Genomic DNA, 15,455 nt, shown 5'->3' on the forward strand with positions numbered 1-15,455 from the left:
CCCCGCGCCCCATGTCCTCCGAGACCGCCTCGCTTCCCCTGATCCAGCGCTTCTGGCGCGATCACCTGCACCAGCAGCGGGGCCGCCTCGCCATGGCCGTGCTGCTCACCCTGATCCTGGCCGGCATCACCGCGCTCTACCCGGTCATCATCCAGCAGGCCTTCGACAGCTTCGGCGCCGGGGATTCCCGGATCGTCTGGCTGCTGCCGCCGGTCATCGTCCTCGTCACCGCGGCCCGGGGCGCCGCCATGTACTTCCAGCAGACCACCATGCAGGGTGCCGTCCTCGGCAGCATCGAGCACCTGCAGAACGCGCTCTTCTCCGCGCTGACCCGCGCCGACTACGCCGCCGTCAGCGCGGAGGCGCCGGCGCGCCACGTCACCCGCTTCACCCTGGACGCCACCCAGATCCGCGAGGCGCTGACCCGCAGCATCAACGGCATGGGCGACCTGCTGACGGTGATCGGCCTCGTCGGCTCCATGATCTGGCTGGACTGGCAGCTTGCCGCCATGGCCGCGCTGCTCTACCCCGTTGCGGCCTGGCCGATCCTGACCATCGGCAAGCGCATCCGCCGCGCCTCGCGCGGCATGCAGGACCGCGCCGGCGAGACCAGCGCCCTGCTCAACGAGAGCTTTGCCGGCGCCCGCGTCGTGCGCACCTACCGGCTGGAGGAGCAGGAGGAGGCCCGCGCCGCCGCGGCCTTCTCCGACCTGCGCAGAAGCCTCCAGCGCATCGTCCGCGCCCGCGCCCGCGTCGATCCCATCCTGGAGGCGCTGGGCGGGCTCACGGTGGGCGTGGTGCTCGGCGTGGTCGGCTGGCGGGTGACCACGGGGCAGGGGACGATCGGCGAGTTCACCGGCTTCGTCGCCGCCGTGCTGATCGCGGCCCGCCCGGTGCGCTCGCTCGGCTCGCTGAACGCGGCTTTGCAGGAGGGGCTGGCCGGCCTCGTCCGCGTCTTCGGCGTGATCGACATCCGGCGCGAGATCGCCGACGCGCCGGACGCCCGCCCACTGCCTTCGGGCCATGGCGAGGTGGTCTTCGACCGCGTCGGCTTCCACTATGCCGGCAGCACGGTGCCAGCCGTGGAGGGGCTGAGCCTCCGTGCCGCGCCGGGCGAGACGGTGGCGCTGGTCGGCCCCTCAGGCGCGGGAAAGTCCACCGCCATCGCGCTGCTGCCGCGGCTCTACGACGCGACCTCGGGCCGGATCCTGCTCGACGGCGCCGACATCCGCCACGTGCACCTCACGGAACTGCGCGACGCCATCGCCTATGTCGGCCAGGAGGCCGTGATCTTCGACGACACGGCGCTCGCCAACATCGCCTGCGGCCGGCCCGGCGCCACGCGCGAGGAGGTCGAGGCCGCGGCGCGGGCCGCCCAGGCGCACACCTTCATCCAGGCGCTGCCCGCCGGCTACGACACGCCGCTCGGCCCGGGCGGCGGGCGGCTCTCGGGCGGGCAGCGCCAGCGCGTGAGCCTCGCCCGCGCCCTGCTGCGCAATCCCCGCGTGCTGCTGCTGGACGAGGCCACCAGCGCGCTCGACGCCGAGAACGAGGCCGCCGTGCAGGCCGCGCTCGCCACCCTGCGCGAGGGCCGCACCACGCTGGTCATCGCGCACCGGCTGGCGACGGTGCAGAACGCCCACCGCATCGTGGTGATGGAGGAGGGGCGCGCCATCGAGCAGGGCACGCATGCCGAGCTCATGGCGCAGGGCGGGCTTTACGCGCGGCTGGTGCGGACCCAGGCTTTCGCGGCGGCTTAGCAGAGGGGGACAGGCTGGACGTCGTCGAGATCCGCAACGGCCTGCGCGCCGGACATGTCCTCGTCATCGCGGCCAAGCTCGGCATCGGCCTCATCTTCTGCGGCTTCGCGGCCTATGGCTCCTGGCAGGGCGCCGCGATCGGGCCGCTGGCCTTCGCCTGGATCGCCGGCCTCGGCTTCGTCGCGATCGGGCTTGCCCATCTGCGGATCGGGCTGGATCGCACAGTGCAGCTCACCCTTTCCCCGGAAGGCTTTCGCGACCGCCGCTCCGGCGGCGTGCTGATCCCCTGGCCGGCGGTGGGGACGGCGACAAATCTCGGGCTCGGCAACAGCGCCAATATCATCGAGCTGGAGCTGGCCGAAGCGATGGAGGTCGGCTCCGACCTCCTCAGCGGCGCCGGGAACCGGGGCTCCGGACTGCGGAAGGTCCGCGTGCCGCTCGACGCGCTCGATACCAGCGCGACCGAAATGATGCGGCTGATCCGCCGCTTCGCGCCGCATCTATCTTAGGATCAAGCGGCGCAACCGCAACGACCGGCGGCATCCCGCGTTAGTCGGACATGCGTGTCGTCCTCGCCCTCTCCGTCGCCTTGCTCGCCCTCGCGGCGTGCCGCGAGGATGAGACCGCGTCCCGCTCCTCGACGCCGGAAGGGCGCCAGCAGGCCGCCCGCGACGCCGCCGCGACCGCGATCAAGGGCCGGCTCCGCGCCCAGTCGGTGCAGCAGCGCGGCGTGCAGGTCTTTTCGCAGGCGCTTCCCAACACCCTGGCCGTCTGCGGGCGATCGAGCGCCACGGGCTCGGTCAGCGATCCCTTCGTGCCCTATGTCGCCGTGGTGTCCTTCGAGGGCGATGCGCCGCGCATGTCGAATTTCGTGCTCGGCGCCACCGGCCCCGAGGCCTCGCGCGTCTTCGTCGAGATGGTGGATCGCTGCTTCGACGGCGGCGGCCCCGTCACATCGCGCGCGATGGCGCGGACCTTCCCGCCCTTGCCGATCCCCGGCGCACCGACGGGCGAGCCGGGCGCAGAGACCGTCGCAGCGGCGCCGGCCGAGCCGTCACGGCCGACCAACACCGTCATGGTCTCCTCGCGCAGCGGCGCCAACCTGCGCAGCGCCACCCGCGGCGGCGAGGTGATCCGGACCCTGCCGCCCTCCAGCACGCTGGAGGTGATCGGCGAAGCGCCGGGCGGCTGGTACCAGGTGGGCCAGGCCGGCAGCGCCATGGGCTGGGTGCACGCCTCGGTGCTCGAGACGCCGGGCCGCTGAGGCCGCTCAGGCCTTTTCCGGCAGACGGTTGTCGCGGCCCTGGATGCGGATGAACTGGCGGTGGACGCGCTCCGCCGCGGGCGTCGCCAGCCAGGATTCGAATTCCGCCAGGATCATCGCGGTGATCTTCGCCACGGGCTGCGCGTGCAGCTCCGTCAGCGCGAAGAAGCGGATTTCCTCCAGCTCACCCGAGCCCTGGATCTTGCCCTTCGCATGCCGAGCCTCCGCGATCAGGAAGCGCGCGTGGAAGCGCATGGGCCGGTCCGACGGCGTGATGGCGCGCGTCAGGTAGCTCAGGGGCGCGAAATCGGGCCGGAGCCGGTCGCCCTCCATCTCGCCCAGGACGAGGCCGGCCTCCTCATGCAGCTCGCGCAGGGCGCAATGGGCGAGTGCCGTGGCCCGCGCCGGGGAGGCGCTGATCTCCAGCATGCGCCGCGTCTCCGCGGGCAGGGGGCTGATCGGCCGCGCGCGGTGGTCGTCCGGGTCCACGCGGCCGCCGGGGAAGACGAGCACGCCCGGCATGAAGCGCAGGTTGTGGTGCCGGCGCCCCATGAGGATCTCGATGCCCCGCGGCCCGTCCTTCCACAGGATCAGGCTGGCCGCGTCCTTCGGCCGCACGGCCCTTTTGGGCTTCCGCCCCCCCTGATCGGCGCCCCCGGGGTTGTCGTCCTGTTGCGGCGGGGTCTGGGGTCCGCCATGGACCCCAGCGGGGTGCGCGGCGGCGCCCCGCTTTGGCTTGTCAATCAAGCGCGAAGCCGCGCGATCTGAGCCAGGCCCGGAAGCCCGCGCGCTCTGGCACGGAGAGCTGCCGCGCCACGTTGTCGGTCCAGCTGCAGCCTTCGGGCGCGGGTCCGTGCACTTCCGGGTAGCGCGGCTTCGCCTTCTCGCGGCGAGCGTCGTAGGCCGCGAGGGCTTCGGCCTCGCCTTCGGTCGAGTAGCGGTCGCGGTGGATCACGACGGAGGGCGGCAGCCGCGCGCTGGGCTCGTTGCGCGCGGAGGGCCAGCCGAGGGTCAGGCCGGCGATCGGGAAGACGCCCTTGGGCAGCGAGAGCAGCGGTCCGACCTTCTCCAGGTGGTTGCGCACGTAGCTGATGGGGCAGGTGCCGAGGCCCGCGGCGTCTGCGGCGGCGATGGTCATGCCCATGGCGAGCGCGGAATCCACGGTCGCGTTGAGGATGGTGTCGAGGTTGTCGTTCGCGTGCTCGCGGCCGGCGCGAGCGGTGATGTCGCGGTTGCGGCGGATGTCGGCGCAGAAGATCAGCAGGACGGGCGCGTCCTTGATCCAGGGCATGGTGCCGATCCAGTCGGCGACGGCGGCGATGCGATTCTTGTCCTCGAGCACGACGATGGAGAGCTGCTGCATGTCGCTCTTGCTCGGCGCCGATTGCGCGGCGGCGAGGATGGTGGACAGCAGCGGCTCGGGAATCGCGTCGGGCCTGTAGCGGCGGGTCACGCGGCGATCGAGGATCGCGGCCAGCGCCGGCGGGACGTCCGCCGGCGGCTCGAAGGGGAGGTGGCCGAAGCGCGCCTCGATCAGAGGACGGGGATCGGTCATGCGCGCACCACCCAGGCATCGGCGACGGTGACGCCGCTCTCGTGGATCATCAAGGGATTGATCTCGGCCTCGGCGATGCCGGGCATCGTCGCCAGCCGCGAGACGGCGACGATGGCCGCCGCCAGCGCCTCGACATCGCCGCGCGGCAGGCCGCGCCAGCCCTCGACGACGCGGAGCGCGCGGACCTCGGCGATCATCTCGCGCGCGCCGGCCTCGTCGATGGGGGCGAGGCGAAGGGCGACGTCGCGGTGCAGCTCGGCGAGGACGCCGCCGGCGCCGAGCAGGACGATCGGGCCGACCGAGGGATCGCGGCGGAAGCCGAGGATGACCTCGGAGAGGCCGCGCGCCATGGTCTGCACGAGGAAGCCGGTGAGCCGTGCCTCGGGGGCGGCGACCTTCACGCGGGCCTCCATCTTCGCCGCGGCCTCGCTCAGCGCGTCCGCGTCGGGGATGTTGAGCGCGACGCCGCCCATCTCCGTCTTGTGGGCGATGTCCGGCGAGAGAATCTTCAGCGCGACCGGGTAGACCGCATCGGCCGGGATGTCGGCGGCGCCCGCCATGTAGGCATAGGGCGTCGCGAGGCCCAGCGCGGCGAAGAGGTTGCGCGCATCGGCCTCGTCCGGCGCCTCGGACAGATCGAAGAAGGGCGGCACCGAGATGTCCGGCGGGACGGGCGCGCGCCAGTCGAGGAAGGCGCGCATCGCATCTGCCAAGCTCTCCGGCGTGCGGAAGCCGGGGATGCCGGCCTCGGCCAGCAGGCGCAGCGAGGCGTCGGCCTGCGGCACCAGGAAGGCGGCGACCAATTTCTGCCCGCCCACCGCGTCGCGGCCGCGCAGGATGCCGGCGACCGCATCGGCGGGGCGGAACTGCGCGGACGAGCCGATGACGGGGATGACCGCGTCCGTGTCCTGCGCCGCGGCCAGCGCCGTGATCGCGGCCTCGATGCGCTCGGGCTTCGTGCCGGCCAGCGTCATGTCGAGCAGGCGGCCATGCGCCTTCATGCCGATGTCGTGGAGCTTCGCCGCAGCCGCCGCATCGGGCACGCGCGCCTCGATGCCGGCCACGCCCAGCGCGTCCACGGCCATGGCGCCGCCGCCGCCGGTCGTGGTGAGCACCGAGACGGCGCGGTGCGGCTTGGCGAGCGGCCTGCGGCCCAGCACCAGCGCGGGAAGCTCCAGGAAACTTTCGAGCATGGTCGCGCGCAGGATGCCGTTGGCGCGGAAGAAGGCCTCCGCGGCGGCATCGCTGCCCGCGAGCGCGCCGGTGTGGCTGGTCGCCAGCTCCGCGCCGAAGCTGGAGCGGCCGAGCTTGAAGGCGACGATCGGCTTGCCCGCCGCATGCGCGAGCCGCGCGGCCTCGGCGTAGTGCTCCGGCGCGCGGATGGCCTCCAGGAAGAGCATCACCGCATCGACGCCGGGATCCTGCACCAGCATCGTCGCGATCTCGCCGGCGGTGAGGTCGGCCTCGTTACCCGTCGCGATCATGTGGCTGAAGCCGAGCCCGCGCGCGGCCCCGCGGCCCATGATGGCGCCCAGCATGGAGCCCGACTGGCTCACCAGCGCGAGGCGGCCGAGCGGCAGCGTCTCCGCCTCCAGCGCCGCGTTCACGCTGGCGGCGATCTTCCGGGGGATGTTGATGATGCCCATGGAGTTGGGCCCGAGCAGCCGCAGCCCGGCCGCCTTCGCCGCCGCGAGGCAACGGTCCTGCAGGGCCTGGCCCTCGGGGCCGGCCTCCGCGAAGCCGTCGGCCAGGATGCAGGCGACCTTGGCACCCTTGGCCGCGACCGCCGCGATCTGCGCTTCCACCTGCTCCGTGCCGAGCAGGATATAGGCGAAGTCGATCTCCGCCGGGATGTCCTCGACGCGGGCGTAGGCCTTCTCGCCCAGCACCTCCGGCGAGCGCGGATTCACGGGATAGAGCGCACCGGCATAGCCGTGCTTGCGCAGGTAGATCTGCGCCCGCGCGGTGAGGCGCGCCGGATCGCCCGACGCGCCGATCAGCGCGATGCTGGAGGGCGCGAGCAGCGCCCTCATGGCGAGGGACGCTGCATCGGGACCCCGATCACGCTCAGACCGGATCCCAGCTGAACACGTCGCCCGAGCGTTCCATCGGCACGAAGCTCGAGCGGAAGGCGGGCAGGGCGATCTCGGCGATCTTCTCCGGCGTCCAGCCGCTGTCGCTGTGCACCGAGCGGATCGGCCGGTTCTGGCTGAACAGGAAGAGCTCGTGCATGCGCGGGGCGAAAATCTGGCCGGTGACCTCCTTCGCGGCGTCCGAGGCAAGGAAGACGGCCAGCGGCGCGTTCTTCTCCGGGCCCATCTGCATGATGCGCTCGACGCGCGCCTTCTGCTCCGGCGTCTCGGCGGGGATGGAGCTGGTCATGCGCGACCAGGCGAAGGGCGCGAGGCAGTTGGAGCGCACGTTGTAGCGCTTCATGTCGAGCGCGATGGACTTGGACAGCGCCACGATGCCGAGCTTGGCGGCGGAGTAGTTCGCCTGCCCGAAATTGCCGATGAGGCCGGAGGTGCTGGTGATGTGGACGAAGCTGCCGCTCTCCTGCTTGCGGAAATGCTCGGCGGCGGCGCGGCTGACGAAGAAGCTGCCGTTGAGATGGACGTTGATGACGGCCAGCCACTCTTCCGGCGTCATGCGATGGAAGATCTGGTCGCGCAGGATGCCCGCGTTGTTCACCACGATGTCGATGCGGCCGAAGGCGTCGATCGCCGTCTGGACGATGGCCTTGGCCTTCTCCCACTCCGCCACGCTCTCGGTGCTGATGACGGCCTGGCCGCCCTTCTGCTCGATGATGGCCTTGGTCTGCTCGGCCGGGGTGGTGGAGAAGCCCTCGCCGCCGAGGGAGGCGCCGATGTCGTTGATGACCACCTTGGCGCCGGCATCGGCCATGGCGATGGCGATCTCGCGCCCGATTCCGCCACCGGCTCCGGTGACGACGGCGACTTTGTCCTTGAGCATCATGCGGCGATTCCTCCTACCGATTGGTCGGTCGGGAGGTTAGGCCGGGGAAGCGGGGGCGTGAAGCCGGGCAGGGCCCTCGCGGCGCAAGGTCTCGAACGCCTTCAGAGAATTCGGCCGCGAAGCCGCCGACGCCGCCCACTCGACTCAGCGGCCGGGTGCTTCAGTGACGCGGCGAAGCCAAGGCCGCGGACGCAACCGCCCGGCGCTTGAGGGCGCAAAAACAAACGTCTGAGCGAAGCTCAGACGTGGAAGCTCTCGCCGCAGCCGCAGCGGCCCTTCTCGTTCGGGTTCACGAAGGTGAAGCCCGCGCTCATCGCCTTCACCTCGTAGTCCATCATCGTGCCGATGAGGTAGAGGCTGGCCTTGCGGTCGACCAGGATGGTGATGCCCTTGTCCGTCACGCGCTCGTCGCTGGGCGCCGGCGCATCCACGAAGCTGAGATCGTAGGCGAGGCCGGAGCAGCCCTTGGTCTTCACGCCGATATGCAGGAGCTTGCCGGCCTCGGCCTTGGCATAGAGCGCGCGCAGGCGCTCGGCGGCGCTGTCGGAGACGCTCATCAGGGGCGGCAGCTCGCGCTTCACGCGGGGGGCGGCTGACGTGGTGCTCATTCGCGTGTCTCCTCAGTACATGTTCAACGCGAGGCGCGCGTCTTCGCTCATGCGCGACTGGTCCCAGGGCGGATCCCAGACGATCTCGACCTGGCAATCCGTGACGCCGGGGACCTGGCGGATGGCCTCCTCGGCCATGCCCGGCAGCTCCTGGGCAGAGGGGCAGGAGGGGGTGGTCAGCGTCATCTCCACCTTCACCTTGCCGCTATCCTCGAGCTCGATGGCGTAGATCAGGCCGAGCTCGTAGACGTCGACGGGGATCTCCGGGTCGAAGACGGTCTTGAGGGCGGCGATCACGCCTTCCTCGCTGACGGCAGGAAGCGCCTCGCCCTCGGGAGTCCAGCTTCCGTGATTCTGGGTGGCCGGTTCACTCACTGCTCGTCTCCTTCACGCCGGACAAGGCGGCGTCCAGCGCATTCCAGGCCAGGGTCACGCACTTCACCCTGCTGGGGAACTTGTGCACGACGGCGAAGATCGACAAGCGGCGAAGTTCCTCGCTGCTGTCATCGCCGGTGCCCGATTTCGCGATCTCGCCGGCGCGCCGGCCAAGCGCGTGGGTTTCCGCATGCGTCTTGCCCGGCACCAGCTCCGCCAGCAGGGAGGCGCTGGCCTGGCAGATCTCGCAGCCGCGCGCGACGTGGCGCGCCTCGCGGATGCGCTCGCCATCGAGGCTGACATAGATGTCCACGCGGTCGCCGCACATCGGGTTGTCGCCGCGGGCGGTGGCGTCGAAGGCCTCGGGCTTGCCCTTGTGCGCGGGATCGCGCGCGAGCTCACGCAGCGTCTTCGAGTAGAGATCCGCGATGTCGGCCGTGTCGTTCATGCGAAGAAGCGTCGCGCCTCCGTGAGCTTCTGCGCAAGCAGATCGATCTCCTCCGGCGTCGTGTAGAGGCCGAAGGAGGCGCGCGTCGTACCGCCCTCCACGCCGAAGCGCGTGTGCAGCGGCTCGGCGCAGTGCCGGCCGGCGCGCACCGCGATGCCGTGGCGGTCGAGGAAGGTGGAGAGGTCGTGCGGATGCACGCCGTCCAGTGCGAAGGCGAAGACGCCGCCGCGGTCCTGCGCGCCGCCGATCAGCGTCAGCCCCTCGACATGCGGCAGCACGGCCATGGCGTGGTCCACCAGCGCGCGCTCATGCGCCTCGATGGCGCCCATGCCGATGTTGGTGACGTAGTCGATCGCCGCATGGAGGCCGACCGCCTCGATGATCGGCGGTGTGCCGGCCTCGAAGCGCGCCGGCGAGGCGGCGTAGGTGGTGCGTTCCAGCGTCACGGTCTCGATCATGTCGCCGCCGCCCATGAAGGGGGGCATGGCGTCGAGCAGCTTGCGCTTGCCGTAGAGCACGCCGATGCCGGTGGGGCCGTAGAGCTTGTGGCCGGTGAAGACGTAGAAATCGGCGTCGATCGCCGTCACGTCCACATGGCGGTGCACGGCGGCCTGGCTGCCGTCGAAGAGCACTTTCGCGCCCGCCTCATGCGCCATGCGGGCGATCTGCGCGGCCGGCGTCACCGTGCCCAGCACGTTGGACATGTGCGTGACCGCGACCAGCCCGACCTTGCCGTCCGCGAGCTTGGCCGCGAGGTCCTTGAGGTCCAGCTCGCCGCGCTCGGTGACACGGACGTAGCGCAGGCCGATGCCGCGATTCTCGTCGCGCAGCATCTGCCAGGGCACCATGTTGGCATGGTGCTCCATCTCGGAGGTCAGCACGAACTGGCCGGGCTGCATCATCCCGCGCCCGTAGCTGTGGGCGACGAGGTTGATCGCCGCCGTGCTGTTGGAGGTGAAGACGATCTCCTCCGCCTCGGCCGCGCCGAGGAAGCGCTGCGTCGCGACGCGCGCGGCCTCGTAGGATTCCGTCGCGGCCTCACTGAGGTGGTAGGCGCCGCGATGGACGTTGGCGTAGGCGGTCTCCATCGCCCGGACCATCGCATCGATCACCGCGCGCGGCTTCTGGGCCGACGCGCCGCTGTCCAGGAAGGTCAGCGGCTTGCCGTGCACCTTCGTCGACAGGATCGGGAAATCCTGGCGAATGCGCTCGATGTCGAAGGTTGGCGTGATGATCGTGTCCATGTTCAGGCGGCCTCGCGTTCCCACCAGCCCTCAGTCGCCTCGGCCAGGGCGGCCTGGGCGATGGGGTTCGTGACGCCCTCGACGGCTTCCACCAGGAAGGCCTGCACCAGCATGGCGCGGGCCTGCTCGGCGGGGATGCCGCGGGCGCGGAGATAGAAGAGCTGCGCCTCGTCCAGCGCGCCGACGGTGGCGCCGTGGCTGCACTTCACGTCGTCGGCGTAGATCTCGAGCTGCGGCTTGGCGTCGATCTCGGCCTCCTCGGAAAGGAGGAGGGCTTGGTTCATCTGGTAGCCGTCGGTGCGCTGCGCCACCTGGCGGACCAGGATTTTTCCTTGAAATACGCCGCGGGACTTGCCGGCGAGGACCGTCTTGTAGGTCTGGCGGCTCGCGCAGTCGGGCGCCGCATGGTCGAGGAAGGTCGTCGTATCCGCGTGCTGGCCGTCGCCCGCGAGCTGCGCGCCGTTCATGTGGCAGGCGGCCTTGGGGCCGAGCAGCACCGCGTGGATCTCGTTGCGCACCAGCTTGGCGCCGGCATTCAGCGTGAAGTTGTCGTAGGTCCCGCCCGCCTGCACCGCGGCCTGCACCGTGGAGAGCTGAAAGCCCGCGCGCCCCTCGCGCTGGATGCGGATATGGGAGAGCGTGGCGCTGGCGCCAACCGCGATCTCGAAGACCGGGTTGTGCAGATAGGCCGCCTCGGCCGGGCCGATGCTGGTCTCGATCAGCGTGAGCGAGGCGCCGTCGCCGATGTGGATCAGATGGCGCGGGTGGAAGGCGATCGGGCGGCCGGCATGGCTCGCCACGCTCAGCAGCTCCAGCGCGCCGCCGTCCAGGCCGGCGGGGAGGTCGAGCAGCAGCCCATCCTCGAAAAGCATGGTGTTCAGCGCCACCAGCGGCAGCTTTTCCGCCATGGTCCCGAGCAGGGCCTCGGCGTCGCCGAGCCCGGCCGCGAGCGAGCCGCAGCGATAGCCCTCGGGCAGCACGGAAAGGTTTTCGGCGAAGCGCCCGTCGATGAAGACCGCGCGATAGGGCGCACGCTTCGGCGGCAGGGCAGGGGTCTCGTCGGCCAGCGTCAGCGCTTCGGAAAAGCCGGCCTGCGCGATGGGCGCGAGGTCGGTGTAGCGCCAGGCCTCGACGCGGCGTCCCGGCAGGCCGGCGGCGCGGAACAGCTCCGCCGCCGCGTCACGCTGCGCCGCGAGCCAGGGGAGCCGGTGGCCCGGCAGGTGCTCGCGCAGCCCGTCGAACCGCGCAAGGAAGGCCTGCGTCCCGGAAGGCTGCGCGCTCATGCCGCCACCTTCGCGTAGCCCTCCGCCTCCAGCTCGAGCGCGAGCTCGGGCCCGCCGGACTTCACGATGCGCCCGCCGATCAGCACATGCACGCGGTCGGGCACGATGTAGTCCAGCAGGCGCTGGTAGTGGGTGATGACAAGGGCGGAGAAGTTCGGGCCGCGCATGGCGTTCACGCCGTCGGCGACGATCTTCAGCGCGTCGATGTCGAGGCCGGAATCCGTCTCGTCGAGGATGGCCAGCGACGGCTCCAGCAGGGCCATCTGCAGCACCTCGTTGCGCTTCTTCTCGCCGCCGGAGAAGCCGACATTGACGTTGCGCTTCAGCATGTCGTCCGACATCTGCAGCGCCTTGATCTTCTGGCGCGCCAGCTTGAGGAACTGCATGGCGTCGATCTCGGGCTCACCCTTGTGCTTGCGCACGGCGTTCACGGCGGTCCGGAGGAAGTTGGCGTTGCCCACGCCCGGCAGCTCGACCGGGTACTGGAAGGCGAGGAAGAGGCCCGAGGCCGCGCGCTCCTCCGGCTCCATCGACAGCAGGTCCATGCCGTTGAAGGTGGCGGAGCCGCCGGTGATCTCATAGCCCTCGCGCCCGCTCAGCACGTAGGAGAGGGTGGATTTGCCCGAGCCGTTCGGGCCCATGATCGCGTGGATCTCGCCCGTGGGGACGTGGAGGTCGATGCCCTTCAGGATGGGCTTTCCGTCGATTTCCGCAGTCAGGCCTTCGATCTTCAACACTTAGCCAACACTCCCTTCGAGCGAGATCGCCAGAAGCTTCTGGGCTTCCACGGCGAACTCCATCGGCAATTCCTTGAGCACTTCCCGGCAGAAGCCGTTCACGATGAGGCCGACCGCCTCTTCCTGCGTCAGGCCGCGGCTGCGGCAATAGAACAGCTGGTCCTCGGCGATGCGCGAGGTCGTCGCCTCGTGCTCCACCTTCGCCGTGGCGCAGCGGTTCTCGATATAGGGCACCGTGTGCGCGCCGCACTGGTCGCCGATCAGCAGGCTGTCGCACTGGGTGAAGTTGCGCGCGCCGGTCGCCTTCGGGCTGATCTTCACCAGCCCACGATAGGTGTTCTGGCCTTGGCCCGCGCTGATGCCCTTCGAGACGATGGTCGAGCGGGTGTTCTTGCCCACATGCCACATCTTCGTGCCGGTATCGGCCTGCTGGTGGTTGTTGGTGATGGCCACCGAGTAGAACTCGCCCACGCTGTCGTCGCCGAGCAGCATGCAGGACGGGTACTTCCAGGTGATGGCCGAGCCGGTCTCCACCTGCGTCCAGGAGATCTTGCTCCGCGCCCCGCGGCAGGCGCCGCGCTTGGTCACGAAGTTGTAGATGCCGCCCTTGCCCTCGGCATCGCCGGGGTACCAGTTCTGCACCGTGCTGTACTTGATGGTCGCATCGTCCATCGCGACGAGCTCGACCACGGCGGCGTGCATCTGGTTCTCGTCGCGCATCGGCGCGGTGCAGCCCTCCAGGTAGGAGACGTGGCTGCCGGCCTCGGCGATGATCAGCGTGCGCTCGAACTGGCCCGTGCTCTTCGCGTTGATACGGAAATAGGTGCTCAGCTCCATCGGGCAGCGGACGCCCTTGGGGATGAAGACGAAGCTGCCATCCGTGAAGACGGCCGAGTTCAGGCAGGCGAAGTAGTTGTCGCCCTGCGGCACCACGCTACCGAGATACTGCTTCACCAGCTCCGGATGGTTCTGCACCGCCTCGGAGATCGAGCAGAAGATGATCCCCTCCTTGGCCAGCCGGTCCTTGAAGGTGGTCGCCACCGAGACGCTGTCGAACACCATGTCGACGGCGATGCCCTGCAGCCGCTGCTGCTCCTGCACGGGGATGCCGAGCTTCTCATAGGTCCGCAGCAGCTCCGGATCGACCTCGTCCAGCGACTTCGGCCCGGCCTTCTGGGTCGGCGCCGCATAGTAGTAGGCGTCCTGGTAGTCGATCTTCGGATAGGTGACGGCGGCCCATTCGGGCTCCTCCATCTTCAGCCACATCGCATAGGCCTTGAGGCGCCATTCGAGCAGCCATTCCGGCTCGTTCTTCTTCGCGCTGATGAAGCGGACGATGTCCTCGTTCAGCCCCTTGGGCGCGAAGTCCATCGCGATGTCGGTCTCGAAGCCCCATTTGTAGCCGCCGTCATTGGCGGCCTGGACGGTTTCGAGGGTCTCTGCAACGGCACCCATACGACGCTCCTACAACTCTACTTGGCGGCAACATGGTGGTCGATGGGGAGGGGCAGGAATCCGCCGAGACAGCCCCCTCCCGCAAGGTCGGCGACGGAGATGTTCGCCAGCGCGTCCCGGATGGCCCGGTTCACCGGATCCCAGCGGCCTCGGACGGGGCAGCAGTGCTCGCTCTCGCACCCGCCGGTGCCGCCCTCGACGCAGGCGGTCAGCGCGATCGGGCCATCGAAGGCCACGATCACCTCGGACAGCTTGATCTCGGTGAGCGGCCGGGTCAGCCGGTAGCCGCCGCGGGCGCCGCGGAGACCCTCGACGATGGTGGATTGCGCGAGGATCTTCAGCACCTTGGCGACCGTCGGCTCGGCCAGGCCGGTCCGCGCCGCGAGCCCCGGGGCGCTGAGGAGCGGCGCGTCGCTTTGCCCCATGCGGGACAGCACGACCACCGCGTAGTCGGTCAATCTCGAGAGCTTCAGCACCGCCGTTCTCCTGCGATGCACCTCAAATAGGACCAATGGCGTCCGCTTTGAAGGGGCTGAGTCCCCCTGAGCCATGCTTTTCGGCAAAAAAACCTTTTGCGACAAGGCATGGCTGGCGCGCCTCCGGGGCGGCTCGGCCTTACCGCGTCGCGATCACCGCGATGGGCCCGCCGCCATCCGGCCCCTGGTGCTCGGCCCCGCCCGAGACGAAGAGGTCCGTCCGCCCCACGGCCCCCGCGATCACCCCGCCCACCAGGGCCCGGGCGTGGCGGGTGGAGTGGATGTCGCTGTCGTCGTTCATGATGTGCCGCAGCTCGCGGATGGTGCCGGTGCTGGAGGCTTCGGCCTTGGCCAGCACCGCCACCAGCCGGCCGCGCTCCGCCTCGCCGAGCTGGCCAAGGCCCTCCCCTGGGGCCGCCAGCCCCGCCGAGGCCAGCGCCCGCTGCACCGCCGGCAGGTCGATGGCATCCCGCATCACGTCGTGGCCGATGCGCAGGTCGCCCGCCCATGCGGGGCTGTTGCCCATCACGACCACCTCGCCATGCCGCAGCTCCACCCCGGCGGAGCAGCTGGCCCGGCCGGAGAACAGGGAAAAATCCCGGCCGATCGCGGCGTCGGTGACCGCATCCTCCGCGATCTCGCCCAGGGCCAGCGCCACCCCCAGCGCCGAGGCGCCGCGCGAGAGCCCCATCGAGGCATAGGTCCCGGCCGTGGCCACGCTCTCCCCGCGCGAGGCCGCCTCCGCCACCCGCGCTGAGGTGATCAGCGGGCACTTCACCTGCACGAAATGCACCTCCGCCGGGTCGGTGATGCCGGCATCGCCCATGGCCATGCGGACCGCCGCCGCGGTGGCCCGCACCTGCGCCATCCGGCCGATCGCCTCCGGCGGCAGCTCCGGCGTGAAGCCGACGCCGAGCGCCAGCGCGCCCGTGCCCGCGCCGACCTCCTCCCGCGCTGACAGCACCAGGAAATGCGGCGAGAGCCCGCCCTCCGTCCCGCCCGACATCACCAGGGCCACGCGATGCGTCACGCTCTCCGGCGGCAGCCCCATCCGGGCACCGAGCGTCGCGGACAGCATGCTGGTGGCATAGGCGCGCGTGAAATCATTGACGCAGCCATTGCCCTCGGTCTTGCCGAGGATCGCCACCACCTCCTCCGGCCGCAGCACGCCGCTGTCGAACAGCGCCACGATGCCGGAGACGTCGCCCGGGTCGCGCATGGGAACGCGGAAGGCGAGAGCGCGGCGGGTGGTCTTCATGGCGGTGGCTCCAGGG

General features: G+C 70.4%; 17 protein-coding genes. 3 read left to right on the forward strand and 14 right to left on the reverse strand.

Annotation, left to right across the window (positions count from 1 at the left end; all coding sequences use genetic code 11):
• Positions 1–11: 11 nt before the first annotated feature.
• A complete protein-coding gene (locus tag AC1ROY_RS17275) occupies positions 12–1,760 on the forward strand; it encodes an ABC transporter ATP-binding protein (protein ID WP_493150095.1) in 1,749 nt (582 codons plus the stop codon).
• Here AC1ROY_RS17275 and AC1ROY_RS17280 read toward each other — a convergent pair.
• Positions 1,757–1,960: a hypothetical protein gene (locus tag AC1ROY_RS17280; RefSeq protein ID WP_493150096.1), complete on the reverse strand. Its 204-nt coding sequence runs from the start codon at positions 1,958–1,960 to the stop codon at positions 1,757–1,759. The two genes, AC1ROY_RS17275 and AC1ROY_RS17280, sit on opposite strands and share 4 nt — an antisense overlap.
• A gap of 24 nt (positions 1,961–1,984) precedes the next feature.
• On the opposite strand from AC1ROY_RS17280, the gene AC1ROY_RS17285 reads away from it, so the two are divergent.
• Both AC1ROY_RS17285 and AC1ROY_RS17290 read left to right on the forward strand, forming a co-directional pair.
• Positions 1,985–2,269, forward strand: a complete 285-nt coding sequence (locus AC1ROY_RS17285; protein ID WP_493150097.1) for a hypothetical protein — start codon at positions 1,985–1,987, stop codon at positions 2,267–2,269.
• A 50-nt stretch (positions 2,270–2,319) separates the two neighbouring features.
• On the forward strand, positions 2,320–3,024 hold the full coding sequence (locus tag AC1ROY_RS17290; RefSeq protein WP_493150098.1) for an SH3 domain-containing protein: 705 nt from the start codon (positions 2,320–2,322) through the stop codon (positions 3,022–3,024).
• 6 nt (positions 3,025–3,030) lie between these two features.
• On the opposite strand, the gene AC1ROY_RS17295 is transcribed toward AC1ROY_RS17290, so the two are convergent.
• From AC1ROY_RS17295 to atzD, 13 genes are all read right to left on the reverse strand, one after another.
• Positions 3,031–3,642: an NUDIX hydrolase gene (locus AC1ROY_RS17295; RefSeq protein ID WP_493150099.1), complete on the reverse strand. Its 612-nt coding sequence runs from the start codon at positions 3,640–3,642 to the stop codon at positions 3,031–3,033.
• Positions 3,643–3,763: 121 nt separating this feature from the next.
• Positions 3,764–4,579, reverse strand: coding sequence for a nitroreductase family protein (locus AC1ROY_RS17300; RefSeq protein WP_493150100.1), 816 nt, complete (start codon positions 4,577–4,579; stop codon positions 3,764–3,766).
• Positions 4,576–6,612 (reverse strand): acetate--CoA ligase family protein, encoded by a 2,037-nt coding sequence (locus tag AC1ROY_RS17305; protein ID WP_493150101.1) that lies wholly within the window; start codon positions 6,610–6,612, stop codon positions 4,576–4,578. The genes AC1ROY_RS17300 and AC1ROY_RS17305 overlap by 4 nt, the downstream gene beginning before the upstream one ends.
• A gap of 34 nt (positions 6,613–6,646) precedes the next feature.
• Positions 6,647–7,555, reverse strand: a complete 909-nt coding sequence (locus AC1ROY_RS17310) for an SDR family NAD(P)-dependent oxidoreductase (RefSeq protein WP_493150102.1) — start codon at positions 7,553–7,555, stop codon at positions 6,647–6,649.
• A gap of 239 nt (positions 7,556–7,794) precedes the next feature.
• Entirely contained in the window at positions 7,795–8,163 is a 369-nt protein-coding gene (locus AC1ROY_RS17315; protein ID WP_493150103.1) for a HesB/IscA family protein, read from the reverse strand.
• Positions 8,164–8,175: 12 nt separating this feature from the next.
• Positions 8,176–8,538 (reverse strand): SUF system Fe-S cluster assembly protein, encoded by a 363-nt coding sequence (locus tag AC1ROY_RS17320; RefSeq protein WP_493150104.1) that lies wholly within the window; start codon positions 8,536–8,538, stop codon positions 8,176–8,178.
• On the reverse strand, positions 8,531–8,986 hold the full coding sequence (gene sufU / locus AC1ROY_RS17325) for a Fe-S cluster assembly sulfur transfer protein SufU (protein ID WP_493150105.1): 456 nt from the start codon (positions 8,984–8,986) through the stop codon (positions 8,531–8,533). Before sufU ends, AC1ROY_RS17320 begins: the two co-directional genes overlap by 8 nt.
• A complete protein-coding gene (locus AC1ROY_RS17330; RefSeq protein WP_493150106.1) occupies positions 8,983–10,230 on the reverse strand; it encodes an aminotransferase class V-fold PLP-dependent enzyme in 1,248 nt (415 codons plus the stop codon). Before AC1ROY_RS17330 ends, sufU begins: the two co-directional genes overlap by 4 nt.
• A 2-nt stretch (positions 10,231–10,232) precedes the next feature.
• Positions 10,233–11,513 (reverse strand): Fe-S cluster assembly protein SufD, encoded by a 1,281-nt coding sequence (gene sufD, locus AC1ROY_RS17335; RefSeq protein WP_493150107.1) that lies wholly within the window; start codon positions 11,511–11,513, stop codon positions 10,233–10,235.
• Entirely contained in the window at positions 11,510–12,250 is a 741-nt protein-coding gene (gene sufC / locus AC1ROY_RS17340; protein WP_493150108.1) for a Fe-S cluster assembly ATPase SufC, read from the reverse strand. The genes sufD and sufC overlap by 4 nt, the downstream gene beginning before the upstream one ends.
• A complete protein-coding gene (sufB, locus tag AC1ROY_RS17345) occupies positions 12,251–13,705 on the reverse strand; it encodes a Fe-S cluster assembly protein SufB (protein ID WP_493150109.1) in 1,455 nt (484 codons plus the stop codon).
• A gap of 17 nt (positions 13,706–13,722) precedes the next feature.
• Complete coding sequence (locus AC1ROY_RS17350) at positions 13,723–14,181, reverse strand: SUF system Fe-S cluster assembly regulator (RefSeq protein WP_493150110.1); 459 nt, start codon at positions 14,179–14,181, stop codon at positions 13,723–13,725.
• Positions 14,182–14,320: 139 nt separating this feature from the next.
• Positions 14,321–15,439: a cyanuric acid amidohydrolase gene (atzD, locus tag AC1ROY_RS17355; RefSeq protein WP_493150111.1), complete on the reverse strand. Its 1,119-nt coding sequence runs from the start codon at positions 15,437–15,439 to the stop codon at positions 14,321–14,323.
• Between the last annotated feature and the right edge of the window lie 16 nt (positions 15,440–15,455).

It is taken from the genome of Roseococcus sp. GW821-FHT12F05 (assembly GCF_058806835.1).